This window comes from Actinomadura darangshiensis (genome assembly GCF_004349235.1).
Classification (GTDB): domain Bacteria; phylum Actinomycetota; class Actinomycetes; order Streptosporangiales; family Streptosporangiaceae; genus Spirillospora; species Spirillospora darangshiensis.
Genome location: NZ_SMKY01000251.1, coordinates 1 through 13,015, shown reverse-complemented (window position 1 = coordinate 13,015; position 13,015 = coordinate 1). Strand labels below are relative to the sequence as shown.

Annotated in this window: 17 protein-coding genes; 13 read left to right on the top strand and 4 right to left on the bottom strand. The window is 64.4% G+C overall.

Annotated features, from left to right (window positions below):
• A partial coding sequence (locus E1293_RS35890) for an amidase family protein (protein WP_243717044.1) occupies nt 1–455 on the bottom strand: 455 nt, incomplete at its 3' end.
• Nucleotides 456–527: 72 nt separating this feature from the next.
• On the opposite strand from E1293_RS35890, the gene E1293_RS35885 reads away from it, so the two are divergent.
• The 4 genes from E1293_RS35885 (at nt 528) to E1293_RS48865 (ending at nt 3,359) form a co-directional block, all read left to right on the top strand.
• Complete coding sequence (locus tag E1293_RS35885) at nt 528–1,085, top strand: TetR/AcrR family transcriptional regulator (RefSeq protein WP_132202707.1); 558 nt, start codon at nt 528–530, stop codon at nt 1,083–1,085.
• A 409-nt stretch (nt 1,086–1,494) separates the two neighbouring features.
• Nucleotides 1,495–1,716, top strand: coding sequence for a hypothetical protein (locus E1293_RS35880; protein ID WP_132202705.1), 222 nt, complete (start codon nt 1,495–1,497; stop codon nt 1,714–1,716).
• Nucleotides 1,709–2,308, top strand: coding sequence for a DUF2637 domain-containing protein (locus E1293_RS35875; protein WP_243717042.1), 600 nt, complete (start codon nt 1,709–1,711; stop codon nt 2,306–2,308). The genes E1293_RS35880 and E1293_RS35875 overlap by 8 nt, the downstream gene beginning before the upstream one ends.
• 214 nt (nt 2,309–2,522) lie before the next feature.
• The gene (locus tag E1293_RS48865; RefSeq protein WP_207939283.1) at nt 2,523–3,359 is read left to right on the top strand and encodes an SLATT domain-containing protein; all 837 of its coding nucleotides are present in this window, start codon (nt 2,523–2,525) and stop codon (nt 3,357–3,359) included.
• 414 nt (nt 3,360–3,773) lie between these two features.
• Here E1293_RS48865 and E1293_RS35865 read toward each other — a convergent pair whose 3' ends face one another.
• On the bottom strand, nt 3,774–4,505 hold the full coding sequence (locus E1293_RS35865) for a helix-turn-helix transcriptional regulator (protein ID WP_132202703.1): 732 nt from the start codon (nt 4,503–4,505) through the stop codon (nt 3,774–3,776).
• Nucleotides 4,506–4,675: 170 nt separating this feature from the next.
• Here E1293_RS35865 and E1293_RS35860 point away from each other — a divergent pair, with 170 nt between their 5' ends.
• The 3 genes from E1293_RS35860 to E1293_RS35850 all read left to right on the top strand — a co-directional run bounded on the left by E1293_RS35860 (nt 4,676) and on the right by E1293_RS35850 (nt 6,488).
• On the top strand, nt 4,676–4,954 hold the full coding sequence (locus E1293_RS35860; protein WP_132202701.1) for a hypothetical protein: 279 nt from the start codon (nt 4,676–4,678) through the stop codon (nt 4,952–4,954).
• A gap of 444 nt (nt 4,955–5,398) precedes the next feature.
• The gene (locus tag E1293_RS35855; RefSeq protein WP_132202699.1) at nt 5,399–5,854 is read left to right on the top strand and encodes a GntR family transcriptional regulator; all 456 of its coding nucleotides are present in this window, start codon (nt 5,399–5,401) and stop codon (nt 5,852–5,854) included.
• Nucleotides 5,855–5,903: 49 nt separating this feature from the next.
• Entirely contained in the window at nt 5,904–6,488 is a 585-nt protein-coding gene (locus E1293_RS35850) for an HD domain-containing protein (protein WP_132202697.1), read from the top strand.
• 391 nt (nt 6,489–6,879) lie between these two features.
• On the opposite strand, the gene E1293_RS35845 is transcribed toward E1293_RS35850, so the two are convergent.
• Together E1293_RS35845 and E1293_RS35840 are read right to left on the bottom strand one after the other, a co-directional pair.
• Nucleotides 6,880–7,356 (bottom strand): NUDIX hydrolase, encoded by a 477-nt coding sequence (locus E1293_RS35845; protein WP_132202695.1) that lies wholly within the window; start codon nt 7,354–7,356, stop codon nt 6,880–6,882.
• Nucleotides 7,357–8,103, bottom strand: a complete 747-nt coding sequence (locus tag E1293_RS35840; RefSeq protein ID WP_132202693.1) for a helix-turn-helix domain-containing protein — start codon at nt 8,101–8,103, stop codon at nt 7,357–7,359.
• A gap of 178 nt (nt 8,104–8,281) precedes the next feature.
• Here E1293_RS35840 and E1293_RS35835 point away from each other — a divergent pair, with 178 nt between their 5' ends.
• The 6 genes from E1293_RS35835 to E1293_RS35810 all read left to right on the top strand — a co-directional run bounded on the left by E1293_RS35835 (nt 8,282) and on the right by E1293_RS35810 (nt 12,719).
• Nucleotides 8,282–8,491 (top strand): hypothetical protein, encoded by a 210-nt coding sequence (locus E1293_RS35835; protein ID WP_132202691.1) that lies wholly within the window; start codon nt 8,282–8,284, stop codon nt 8,489–8,491.
• Between the two features lie 165 nt (nt 8,492–8,656).
• Nucleotides 8,657–8,845 carry a hypothetical protein gene (locus tag E1293_RS35830; RefSeq protein WP_132202689.1) on the top strand — a complete coding sequence of 63 codons (189 nt, stop codon included), beginning with the start codon at nt 8,657–8,659 and terminating at the stop codon, nt 8,843–8,845.
• Between the two features lie 29 nt (nt 8,846–8,874).
• Complete coding sequence (locus E1293_RS35825) at nt 8,875–9,216, top strand: hypothetical protein (protein WP_132202687.1); 342 nt, start codon at nt 8,875–8,877, stop codon at nt 9,214–9,216.
• Nucleotides 9,213–11,003 carry an FtsK/SpoIIIE domain-containing protein gene (locus E1293_RS35820; protein ID WP_132202685.1) on the top strand — a complete coding sequence of 597 codons (1,791 nt, stop codon included), beginning with the start codon at nt 9,213–9,215 and terminating at the stop codon, nt 11,001–11,003. Before E1293_RS35825 ends, E1293_RS35820 begins: the two co-directional genes overlap by 4 nt.
• A 165-nt stretch (nt 11,004–11,168) precedes the next feature.
• Complete coding sequence (locus tag E1293_RS35815) at nt 11,169–11,348, top strand: helix-turn-helix domain-containing protein (RefSeq protein ID WP_132202683.1); 180 nt, start codon at nt 11,169–11,171, stop codon at nt 11,346–11,348.
• A 240-nt stretch (nt 11,349–11,588) separates the two neighbouring features.
• Nucleotides 11,589–12,719 (top strand): site-specific integrase, encoded by a 1,131-nt coding sequence (locus E1293_RS35810; protein ID WP_132202681.1) that lies wholly within the window; start codon nt 11,589–11,591, stop codon nt 12,717–12,719.
• Nucleotides 12,720–13,015: the final 296 nt, after the last annotated feature.

Here is a 13,015-nt window from a genome sequence, read left to right as displayed (position 1 = left end):
GACCCGCCCGACGACCCGCCCGGGGTGTATTCGGGATTCCACGGATTCCGGGCGCACCCGTACTCGGCCGACTCACTGAAGGGCCACAGTCCCAGCTCACACGTGGTGGTCTTGCCCACGACAACGGCACCCGCGGCCCGCAGCCTCCGCACGACCTCGGCGTCCCGCTTGGCGGGCAGATGATCCCCGGCCACCGCGAAAGGCGTGGTCTCCCCCGCCAGATCGGTGTCGTCCTTGACGGCCACGGGCACGCCGAGCAATGGCAGCCGCTCGCCGTTCGCCAGCCGCTTGTCGGCATCCAGGGCCTCCTGCCCCGCCGCCTCGCTCCGCACGACCCGGAAAGCCCCGAGCGACTCCTGCCGCCCGATGCGCTCCAGGCTCTCCTCGACCAGCTCACTTGAGGAGATCTCTCCCCTCGCCAGCGCCTCCGCCTGCCCGGCCAGCCCCAGCTCCACAAACGCCTCCCGCTATCGTTCGTTCGAACGAACGATACTGAAGCACACCGTCCTAGGGAAGACTGTCCACCGATGAGCGCCCGCGAAGACATCCTCCAAGCCACCCTCCGCCTGATCGGCGAGCAGGGCATCAGCGCCGTGACCAACCGGGCCGTGGCCCGCGCGGCCGGCGTCTCCCTCGGCTCGCTGACCTACCATTTCCCCAGCCAGGAGGACCTCCTCCGCGAGGCCCTGCACGCCTTCGTGGACGCCGAGATAGCCCGCATCACCGCCTACGTGACGTCCCTGGCCGATTCCGTCCACGCCCCCGCGCAGGCACCCGACGAGGTCGAGAAGGCCGTCGTCGACTTCGCCTACGGCCCGGAGCAGATCGCGAACCTCGAACTCCACCTGCACGCCGCCCGCGACCCGGCCCTCCGCGAGACCTCGATCCGCTCCGTCGAGGCCTACGACCACCTGGCCGCCGCCATCCTGAAGGCCCTCGACATCCCGGACGCCGAACGCCACGCCCCCGCGATCGTCGCCATGCTCTACGGCCTCGCCGTCCGCCGCCTGGCCACCGGCGACACCACGGCCGCCGGCACCGCCGACGCCTTCCGCCTCCTCCTCCTGGGCGCCCTTCCCCGCTGAAAAAGACTTCTGGCCCGCACGGCCCCAGAGCGGGGTTACGGGGCCGTGCGGGCCAGAAACCTGTCTCAATCAGGAACCTCAGTCGGAACCTCAGCCGACGTTCGCTCTGCTCTCCGCCTGTGCACCTCCGCCGTGTCTTCGATCTGACACCCGTAACGCTAAGCCGCCAGAACCCCCAACAGAACGCCCTTAAGCCTCACTTAGGGAACCCCTGAGCAAGCCTTATTCAGCCACCGTCCGAAGCAGTCCGGGGAAGTCGTGCAGAGAGCCGCTCACCTGCGAAAACAAGGGAAGGAGTTCAGGGGAACAGTCCGGTACAGTCGAGCGCCGTCGACTCAACCCGAATGGCGTTGGCTCCCGAGATTGGCTCCCCTGGCTCCCTCCCTCTCAGCAGGGAGGAGGGGTCTCCATGGCCCTCGAAATCACCGAAACAGCGATGACCGCGACGGTAAACAACGAGGTCATAGCCACAGCCACCCGTTCCGACTGCGGATGGCACGTCACCGCATGGCCGCGCCCACTCGACCGCAACGCGGCGATCACGGCCTTGTCTCTCGCCGAACGTGTCCTCACCCACGGCGAGGACGACCCGTGCGTAAACGAGTGGCGCAGGGAGCTGGCCCGTGACTGATCGCCTCATCCGGATCACAACCGCGCTCGCCGTGGTGGCGGTAGCCGCCGTGGCAGCCGTCATCTCATACCGGCACGCCTACGAACTAGTCCACTCACACGGCGAGTCCGGCCCGACCGCACGCCTCGTCCCGTTCACGGTGGACGGCCTCATCTGGGCAGCGTCCATGGTGATCCTGGACGCAAGCCGCCGGAAGCAAGCCGCGCCACCGTTGGCCAAATGGAGCCTCGCCGTGGGCATCGTGGCGACGGTAGGCGCCAACGTGGCACACGGCGCCTCCCACGGCGCTCTAGGGGCCATCGTCAGCGCATGGCCCGCACTCGCCCTCGTCGGGAGTTTCGAACTCCTGATGACACTCACGCGCAGCGCCGCGCTCGGGGACCTTACCCAGGACGAGGAACGCACCGAACCAGAACAACTTCGCACCAAAGTGGAGCAGACGCCGGAACAGGCAGTGTTGCAGGAGTACAGGGCAAGCCTAGACGGGCCGGGCCGTCCGGTCTCTCAGCGCTACCTTGCCGAAAAGTACGGCATCGACCGCCGCAAGGTGAGGCAGATCATCACCAACATGGAGCAAGCCGCCCCAGCATGAACCGAGGAGCCCCCAGTCACGTCCCACTCGGGCCGCGGCTGGGGGCTTCTGCGTGCCGCCGGCGCCCACTTGACCCCAGGATGGCGGGGGAGAGCGCTACGCAGTTCAGAGAGAGGCCAGCTTAGGACAGAATATGTTATATCACCATATTTAGGGACTCCGCGCCTTACAATGAGTAGACTTGAAATTAAAGCTCTTAACGCAGGAAATGGCGATGACTGAAATCGTGGCCCGCACAGAAGAAGCTGCAATTGAAGAGCTCTTGGGGCACAATCGCAAGATACTCACAATTCGCAACGAAATACGCAGCGCGAGAAGGTTGCGATTTGTTTTCGTTTTGACCTGGTTCCTCACTGCCGCATTCGTCCCAGCTGTGGTGTTGGTAAATATTTTCACATGGGGCCACATTAATTTGACCCGCGTTAATATTGCATTCATACCGGTAGCCGCCGTCTTGGCAATCACAACTTTCGTTACCTTCATTGCAGCGTTTATGTCCGATGACGGTCCTGACTGGGATTCGTACTTCATTACGGACAAGCGACTTGAGTTGGAGATAGCAGAAGAGAGGAAGCGTCTTTATGCTGCGAAAATGATCCTGACACCTACTACCTCTAGACACGTCTATCGAGAAGCCGTCCCCCAAGTGATTAACAGCCACCGCGTGGGACAGAAATACTATCGGCGAGTGCACAATCTATTCCAATCGATAATCATTATTGGCTCTCTTGCATCGTCGACAATTGCCGGTTTGGCCGATATCAAGGGGGTGCAGAAGTGGATACTTGTAGCAGTTACATTTACCGTAGGAGTCGCATCCGGCTTTACTGGGTACTTCAAGTTCCGCGAGCGGGGATTCTATCTTCAACAGACCGCCGATGCAATTGACGAAGAGATCAGTAGTTTGGAGCTGCGCGTTGGCCATTACAAGAAATATGAAGATGCGGATGAGGCTCTAGGCGAATTTGCTGAACGCGTGGAATCAATCCGGAGTGAACAGAGAAAGCGTGAGCAACAACTAGACCAACCCACGGAGAACCAGCAACGCTAAGCCGTGACGTTGGTGAGCTGGAAGGTTCCGGACTTGTGTGGGGTCGGGGCAACGTAGGGGCCTCGTAGCCTGGACCGGCGGACGGGCTGGCGCTGCTGTCTGCCCGCATTGGCCGTCGAGAGCCCCCGCGCGGGGTCCCCGCGCAAGTCGGGAACCGGCCAGCGGCACCGGCGCGGCCAGTTCGTCCCCGTGACTGGTCTCCGTCTTCGTGCGGCCCCGTGACTTCTGCCGGCTTTCGCGCCTGCCGACCGGGCGTCGGCCTGGTGCCGTAACCGGCGCCCAGGCAGAGACGGAGGGCCAGGCGTCGGCTCAGCCGCGCGTGCGGCCCGGTCGTCAGGCTGCCTTGAAGATATGCGGAAGGTCTGCACAGAGTTCCGGCGCCAAATTCTGGGGCGCTACATGACGGGACACGCCCTAGTCCATGGGGGACGCGCCAGACCAGACACGCTCAAAGCTCTCCAGGTATGTGCTCGCCATGTCGCCGTCTTCGGTTCTGCGCAGGTGCATGACGGGCGCGTGGGCCGCGGCGATGCCGTAGGCGTGTGGGTTGATCAGCAGCTCGTCATCGGCGCGGTAGATCGAGTTGTAGAGCACGGTGTTATGTAGCCGGACGTCAATGCCGTTCACGTCCCGTAGGGCCTGGTAGTGGACGAGGGCGTTGCGGATCTTTGCGGCCATGGACTCGCCAACGCCCTCGTCGCTGCCGCGCTCAGCAACGCACGTTCCGTCCGGGTCACCGAGCAGGATCCGCACTGAGACACCTTCATGTGCCCTCTGGGCGAGCGTGCGCATGATGCCTGTGTCCTCGGCGAGGAAGAGCCCCGCGTACGCCAGAATGCCGATCTCGTCCCGCGCGGCCCGAAAGAGTTGATGCCAGACCGGACGAGGGACCGCCCATCGATGCGGGTAGGTCGCGAGAATCTCAATCACGGGCGCCTCTACCGGAGTGCTCGTCACGGCGACGTGCGGCCACAGGTCCGCCGCTTCGCGTCCGACCAGGGCAGCGATCTTCGTCCGGTGGCGGGGGTAGGGGACGCGTCCGGCGAGCCATCGGTGGACGGTCTTGGGGTCCACACCCAACCTCGCCGCAACGTCGGCTTCGGTCAGGTTCGCGTCCGCAAAGGCACGCCGCAACAAGTCGTTCACCGAACCTCCCGCGATGCAAGTAAGGACGTCACATGAACGACGCTAACAGAAGACGTCCCTAGACGTCCCTAGATGCCGATGGAGAGGTCCCACACCGGACGGAAGGCTCAAGACGCACGGCGAACACTCCACTTCGCCCCAACGAACCGCACGTAAGTCAAGGAGCCCCCATGCCCAGCGAATGGCCCCAAAAGGCCAACCCGAACACAAACGAGATCGACACGGACACGGCGGACGAGGCGCTCGCCGAGTTGCGCCGTGACTTCACCGGTCACCGGATCTGGCGCGCCACGCGGTGGGACGGACGTCTCGGGGACTGGGTGGCGAGCTTGCACGACCCGCACGCCGGTGTGGACCCCACCGTGGTCGCGTCGGGCCCCACCGAGTTGCGTGAGGCGCTCGTGAACGAGGCCGAGCGTGCCAAGGTCACGCGCGCTGGGACCTGGTGATGGCACGGGATCGATCCCCGCAGCCGTCACCAGAGGAGGCCGCGCAGGGGAGCGCGGCCTCATGGGGTGGGGAGGAGGCGGCGCGGTCGGTGCTCATTCCCCCGAACGCACCGACTGCGCCCCCTCTGCCCACCTACAGCGGCCCATGGCGCGCACGCTGGCACCTCACCCTCCTCGCCCTCATGATGCGCCGAGACGGCTGGAAGACCCAACTCCGCACCACCGGATCCCGCCGACTCTTGCGCATCTACTCAAAGTGCACCCCAACGATCGGCGAGAGCGTGTCCATCGCTTGGGGCGACGGCGCATGGTGGTACCAATCCAGCACGGGCCTGTGGCTCACACCGTGCAGGCGCGTCGAACTCGCCGCTGACAAACTGGCCATCCTGCTCACACCTTGGGTCTCGGCGGCGTTCGACCCGCTCAGGGACGAGCAACAGTGACATGACCCGCCGCACGGCATGGGGCACCTACGCGCGCATCACCGACGCGCTACGCCAACGCATCACAGACGGCACCTACGCCCCCGGCACCCGCCTACCGAGCGAAGCCGCCCTCTGCGCCGAGTACGGCGTTGCCCGCAACACCGTGCGGCGGGCCCTGTCCGCCCTGCAAGACGAGGGACTCATAGCCGTCCGCACCGGCGTAGGCCGCTTTGCCCAAGACGGCGCCACGCAGCCACGAACACACTCTGAGGACATAGCCGCCAACCTGCGCCACCAAATCGAGACCGGACACTTCCAACCAGGCGACGCCATACCGAGCGAAGCTCAACTCTCCCGCCGCTATGGCGTATCCCGTGCTACATCCCGCACGGCCCTCATAGCCCTCGAAGCCGCCGGCCTGGCTACCTGCGTCCACGGCAAAGGACGCTACGTCCGCCAAGACGTCCCCAGATGACCCCTGCACGCCCGTGGACGTCCAGCCCACTCCTCGTAGCGTCGGCCCTATGAAGAAGAACACCGCAGCATGGGCGCGCGACCTCGCACGCAAGCACCTAGAGACCCCACTCCCCCGCCGCTGGGCACACACCCAGGGCGTAGCCCGCCAAGCCCGCACCCTCGCCCCCATCCTCGGCAACAACGCCGATCTCCTCGAAGCCGCCGCATGGCTCCACGACATCGGATACGCCCCCGACCTCGTCAGCACCGGATTCCACCCCCTAGACGGCGCCCGCTACCTCCGTGACGCTACTCAGGCCGACGAGGTGCTATGCCGTCTCGTCGCCGGTCACTCATGCGCCATCATCGAAGCTAGAGAACGAGGGTTGGCAGGAGACCTGGCCCATGAGTTTCCTCAGATCACTGGATGTTTGAGCCGCGCCCTCATCTACTGCGACATGACGACCACACCCGACGGGAATCCTGTGGTCGTCTCCGAGCGGCTCGCCGAGATCCGCAAACGCTACGGACCCTCGCACACGGTCACCCGCTTCACCCATCTTGCAGAACCGGAACTCGTCGATGCTGTGCGCGACATCCAAAAGAAAACCCAGGTCAATGCCTTGATCGACTCAACACCTACCAGGATGTGACTACCTTGCATTCGGTAGCCACAAGCTACGAAGCGGACACGATTCGTGAAGATTGCCGATCGGATACCAAATTCTTATCGGTCGCAGTATTATCTGCGCGGGACGTGACCTCACTCTTCATCTCCCCCGGGGGGTTCCTCCTTCCTCAACCAACTCCGAGTGGAGTGGCCCTCCGGGACAGAGATCAGAAGATCTCGCCGGAAATCAGGCGGGAGGTAGGACATGTTTCCGAAGCGGGACAAGAGCAACGATCGTCCTTGGTGGTGGTCAGCGCTCTCGATCTGTAGCGTGCTAGTTTCGTTCGCGCGACTGGCATATCAGATCGTCCGCGATTGGTATCACTAAGTGATACCAGGGCCCTGCACTGGCCACCAGTGCAGGGCCCTCCTCATTAGAGGATAAATGGCGCCTTACGGCCCTCCAGATAGTGGTCGATACGCAAGCGCATTGAGCGGTCCATCCGCAACGACTTGATATCGCCCGATGCCATCCAATGCACTTCACGTGATTCGTCACTGGGAGTCGGTCGCCCACCAATCGGACGCCCTGTCAAGACAATCGAAAATTCTTGACGCACTTCTTCGTTACTTGTGTACCGAATGACGTGGCGCGGATCGGAATAGATACCCACTATCCCGACTATTTCACAAGAAATACCCGTCTCTTCGCGAGTCTCTCGAATCGCCGCCTGCCTGACCGACTCTCCGAGATCGACCGCGCCTCCAGGTAGAGCCCAGTTATCGTTATCAGCTCGAAGGATCAACAGAATTTCGCCGTCTTCGTTAGCGGCGATTACATTGACCGATGGAACAATACTGTTTGCTTCCGGGGCATCCGGATCATCGTAATAATCTACCCTACGGCCCATCTAACTGTCCCCCGATATAGGCGTAGCGCCTTCCCAGACGCGTTCGAAGCTTTCTATGTAGGTGTTGACCAGATCTCCGCCGGCTATGCGGCGTAGGTGCCAAACGGGGGCGTGTGGTGCCGTGACGCCGTAGACGTGGGTGTTGACGAGGAGCTGGTCATCTGCGCGGTAGATGGAGTTGTAGAGGACCGTGTGGTGGAAGCGGAACTCTACACCGTCTTGTCTGCGCAGTTTCTTGTAGAGGACGAGGGCGTTGCGGATCTTGGCGGCTTGGGCTTCGCCTACACCCTCGTCTTCGCCTCTTTCGGCTACTTGGGGGCTGTCTGGGTCGCCGAGGAGGATGCGGACTCGGACGCCGGCCTCTGCTTTTTCGGCGAAGGTGCGTTGGATGCCGGCGTCTTCGGAGAGGAAGAGGCCGGAGTAAACCAGGACGCCGATCTCTTCCTTGGCGGCGGCGAAGAGACGTCCCCAGGCGTCCCTTGGAACGGACGTCCGGTGCGGGTAGATCGTCACTAGTTCACTGCTGGACGCTGCGGTGACCTGCTCGTTGGAGAGCGCGTCCGGCCATAGGAACGTCTCGTCTGCGCCCAGGCGTGAAGCTACTGCGTAGCGGTGCCGCCGGTAGGGGGTGCGGTCTTTGGTGATCCACCGTTCTACGGTCTTGGGATCCACGTCGATCGACTCGGCGAGCGTGGCGATAGTCAAGCCCTGCTCTAGCAGAGCAGCGCGTAGGCGTTCGTTTGGCATGCACCCGTCCGAGATCCAGGACGTCCTAGGACGCGATCAACCCTAGAAGGACGTCTTGAACACGTCCAGTCATGTAGTGATCTCGTCCCCCAGGTCGAGCGCACTCTCTTTCTCGTAAGCCACCGACCGCCCGAAACCGCCCCCGCCGGCTCCGGGCTTACGAGAGGAGTGATCGCACATGATCCTCGTCCTGGCATCGATCATCGCCGTCTTCCTCGCCGGTTCCACCTGCGGAATCTTCGCCATGCTCGTCATCGGCATCCACGCCGAAGAGCACCGCGTGGCGCGGAGGCGTGCCGAGTCGTCCCGCTGCGGTACTGCCTCCCGGCGTCTGCTCAGTACTCAGACAGGTGACGACGTCCCCGAGCGCGTTCCGGCGGGGCGGTGAGCATGCGGCGCATGCCTCGCGTCATCACCGGTCACGCGTGCGTCTGCGGCGCGCGGGTCGAGCCCGGCAACCGGCGGTGCCGCAAGTGCCGCGCCCGCGCACGGTGGCTCCGGCGCGGGCACGGTTCGCGGTATCCAGACCTGTGGCTGTGAAGGGGGTGAGCCTGTGAACGTCTCCGTTCCCCTGGTGGTGATCCTCGGCGCGCTGGTGTGGGTCGCTTGGCGGTACATGGGGCTGCGTGGCTGGCACATCGCGGTGTGCCTGCTGTTCGGGTTCTTCCTCGCCGCGACCAGTGCCGCGCCGGAAATACGGCGACTGGTGTCCGTTCTCGTCCAGTCCCTTTCTCAGCACTGATGTTCCCGACCGAAGGGAGGGATGCCCTGGTGCCTGATACACCGCACGTGAAGGTCAACGTTCAGGAGGTCCGTACGCGCAACCTCGTCGCGCGTGAAATCGTCTCGAATCTGTCCGCTGCGATGCCGTCCATAGAGGATTTGTGGCTTCGCCTCTACGGCGCGCTCGCCGATGTGCCCGCGCTGGTGTCCGAGATCACCCGGCTTTCTGCTGTGGTGTCGAAAGTGCGGCGCGACCGCGCGAACCTGGTGGCCGCTGGACGCGCCACCCTCAAAGCCGACCGTGACGCCGAACCCGATCCCCTGTACTACCTGCGCGACGAACTTCGCGCGCAAGGGCACCTTCCCCCGGACTTCTGGGGGCGCTCATGAGCCGGACGCGCCAGATGCGGCGGCATGCGCACAAGATGCGGCGCAACGGGCTCCAGCCCATGGTGATCATCGACAGTGACGGGCCGTTCCCGGACGTCGCCGGCATGCTCCTCGCGCGGGCCATGTGGCGATACCGGTCCGAGCTGGCCCCGGCCTACCTGGTGGCCGTGCTCGCCGTTGGGGGCGCGCTCTTGCACCTCATGCACCCGGATTGGTGGCCCTGGCTGTTGGCTGTCGCTGTGGTGGCCGCGTGGGCTCTCGCCGTGTTCGGGGAACGGGCAGGGCTTGCCCTGCGGATCGAGCGAGCCTATGCCGCCGCCGTCGCCATGGGTAGCGGTGGGTGGCTCTCGGCCAGTACCGCCCTGGGCATCACCTCCCGTCCCCTACCCCTCATGCTCGCCGGCGGCGGGTTCGTGCTCGCCCTGCCGTGGTGGGCACACCGGAGACGGCGCGCCAGAGTGCGTGTCGATCGACAGATAGCCGCATGGCCGGACATCGCGAAAGACGTCGGACTCGCCGGATCACGCGCGCAATCCGCGGTCGTGGACGTGTGGGGGTGGCGCGCACGATTCGCCCTGGCACGCGGCCAAACGATCCAGGACGCCATCGGGAGGGTTCCCGCGATTGAGTCGGCTCTCGGAACGTTTCGGGGCGCTGTGCGTGTCTCTCCGACTTCCGATGACAGGGCCAATCGGTTCGAATTGCGGGTACTCGACACCGACCCGCACGCTGATGCGATCCCGTGGCCTGGACCGCGCGTCACGTCCATTACCGAACCGATCGACCTTGGCCCGTTCGAGGATGCCACCGGCGCGCGTGTTCTGCTGCTGAGACGTCACGGCCTTATCGGCGGTGTAGCCGGTTCGGGCAAGAGCGGCGGAATCAACGTCCTCATGGGCAATCTCAGCGCATGCCGGGACGTGGTCATCTGGGCGATCGACCTCAAGCGCGGGATGGAACTCCAGCCGTGGTCATCGTGCATCGATCGCCTCGCCACCACACCCAAACAAGCCCGCGCCATGCTGCGTGACGCCGTGACCGTTCTAGAGGCGCGTGCCGAATGGCTCACGGCGAACGGGCGGCGCGTGTGGGACCCGGCCCCGGAGCTTCCCGCGCTGGTCATCATCGTGGACGAGTACGCCGAACTCGCCGAGGATGCTCCCGATGCCGCCGGCGACACGGACTCGATCGCGCGGCGGGGGCGTGCTGTCGCCGTGACGCTTATCGCGGCCACTCAGCGCCCCACACAGAAGGCCATGGGCAAGGGTGCCGTCCGGTCTCAGATGGACGTCCGGGTGAGCTTCCGCGTCCGGGAGCGCAAGGACGTCGATCTCATCCTTGGGCAAGGGATGCTCAGCGCCGGATGGCACGCGCACACCCTCAACGCCCCCGGCAAGTTCCTGCTGTCGGCGCCCGAGCACGACACACCTCGGCGAGGCCGCGCCTACCTCCTGACCGATGCCACCGTGGCGGAGACGGCAGAGCGCCACTCGTCCATGCGTCCGGCCCTGGACGAGGTCTCTCAGCGGGCCCTGGACGAGGCACGTATGAGGCCCATCTCCGAGCCGTCCGTCCCGGTGACGCCCTCTCAGGAAGACCCTGCCGAGAGGGCGCTACGGGAAGCCCTGGACGGCGCGCCGGACGAGGGGCTTCCGATCGCTCACCTTCTGATGATCACGCAACTCAGCCGTCCCACCCTCTACCGGCGCCTCGCCGAACTGGTGAAGGCCGACCACGCCGTCCAGGTCGGACGAGGCCGCTACAAGGCATCCGATCACACCCGGTAACCGTCTCAACGTCTCGTCTCGCGTGCGCGTCTGCACGTATGGGCGGCGGAGACGCCTTTGAGACGAGACGAGAGACGAGCACTCACCGTAGTCAAGGAGATGATCACCAACCCGCATCCACGCACGACCCCGGGACGACACCCGGGTGAGAGGAGGTGGTGCCCCATGCAGGCGTACACCGTCGAGCAAGTGGCCGAAATCCTCAACATCGGACGGGACAAGGTCTACTTCCTGATCCGCACCGGCCAACTCCACAGCATCAAAATCGGCAAGCTGCGCCGCATCACTGACCGGCACCTCGCCGAGTTCGTCACCTCCCTGGAAGAGAACGCCAGCACGGACTAGGGACGTCTAGGGACGTCTTGAGTTAGAGTCGTGCGTAGGCCCAGGGCACGCCACCCACACGGAAGGCCCCGGGGCTCCCGGTTCTTGACAACTCGATCTACGCCAGCCTCCGCAGAACGATTCGGGCCGTGGCGTCTCCGCTTCCCGGAACGGAGGCGCCATTGACCCGCGTCGCCGCACGGACGCAGGTGCATCGCGACCGATCAAGAACGACTCCACCCCTACCCAAGGAGGGATCCCTTGGCAGAGATCATGATCGGTAAGTACACGGCGTCGATCTACGAGGAGAGCGGCGGCTGGACAGGCGCCATCTCGCTCGGGCACCACCCCAACGGCAAGCGCAACCGTCCCAAGAGGAAGGGCAAGACCAAGACCGAGGTCAAGGACAAGCTCAGGGAACTCGCCGAAGAACTGGACAAGGGCGTCAAGACGAACCGGAACTACCTCGTCCGCGACGCGGTAGAGGACTGGCTCACGGCGTTCGCTATGTCCGGCAAGGCCCCGGCTTCCCTTGGCGTCTACCGCTCCTTGGCAGATCATCAGCTCATCCCGTTCATCGGAAGGACGCACCTCAAGGACCTGACCGCCGACGACGTCGAGACCTGGCTCAACGGCAGAGCCCCTCACCTCACCTCGTCCTCCCTGGGGATCGTTCACAGCGTCCTCAAGAGGTCGATCCGCAGGGCGGCCCGCCATGACCGCATCGGCCGGAACGTCGCCGAACTGGTCGACACCCCCGATGGCAAGCCCGGCCGCAAGTCGCGCTCGCTCAGCCTGAAACAGGCCACAGCGCTACTCGAAGAGGCAGGCAAGCCGAGACACCGACTCGGCGCGTACGTGGTCCTGGCGATCGTCTCGGGACTCCGCACAGAGGAACTCCGCACCCTCAAGTGGAGTGACGTCGACCTCGACAAGGCAACCGTCTACGTCCTCCGAGCCGACCGGCACAGGGGCGCGACCAAGACGACGCTGAGCCGACGCGGTCTAGGCGTCGCAGACATGGCCGTGGACGCCCTACGCGCTCTCAAGACGAGGCAGGCCGCCGAGAAGCTCAAAGCTGGCGACACATACCAGGACAACGGGCTTGTGTTCTGCCACGAGGACGGCAGGCCGTACACCGCACAACACGTCCGTCACCGGTTCCGCAAAGTTCTGAAAGCGGCCGACCTCAACCCCGCCGAGTGGTGTCCTCGCGAACTGCGGCACACGTTCGTGTCCATCATGAGCGACCACGACGTCCCCATAGAGAAGATCAGCATCCTGGTCGGCCACTCCAATACCAAGATCACCGAAACCGTCTACCGTCACCAACTCAGGCCCGAGATCCGCGACGGCGCTGAGCACATGAACGAGATCTTCAAGTCCGCGTAGGCGCGCGGCTCCCGACCTGGCTCCCCAAAGCTTCGGACGAACGGGCACCCCTTCTCTCACCTGCGGCGCAACAAGATCCTTCCTTGCGCCTCACTTAGGGAAGGGCTCACCCACTCTTATTCAGAGCCCGTCCGAAGCCGTCCGGGGAAGTCGGATAGAGAGCCGCTCACCTGCGAAAACGAGGGAATGAGCCCGGCGGGGGGTCCGGTGCGGGGCGGGATCTGGAAAAGGAGGGCGACTAAAGGTTCCTTGTCGCCCTGGGGCGAGGCTGATCTCTGTATGGGTTTGGGGCGGGT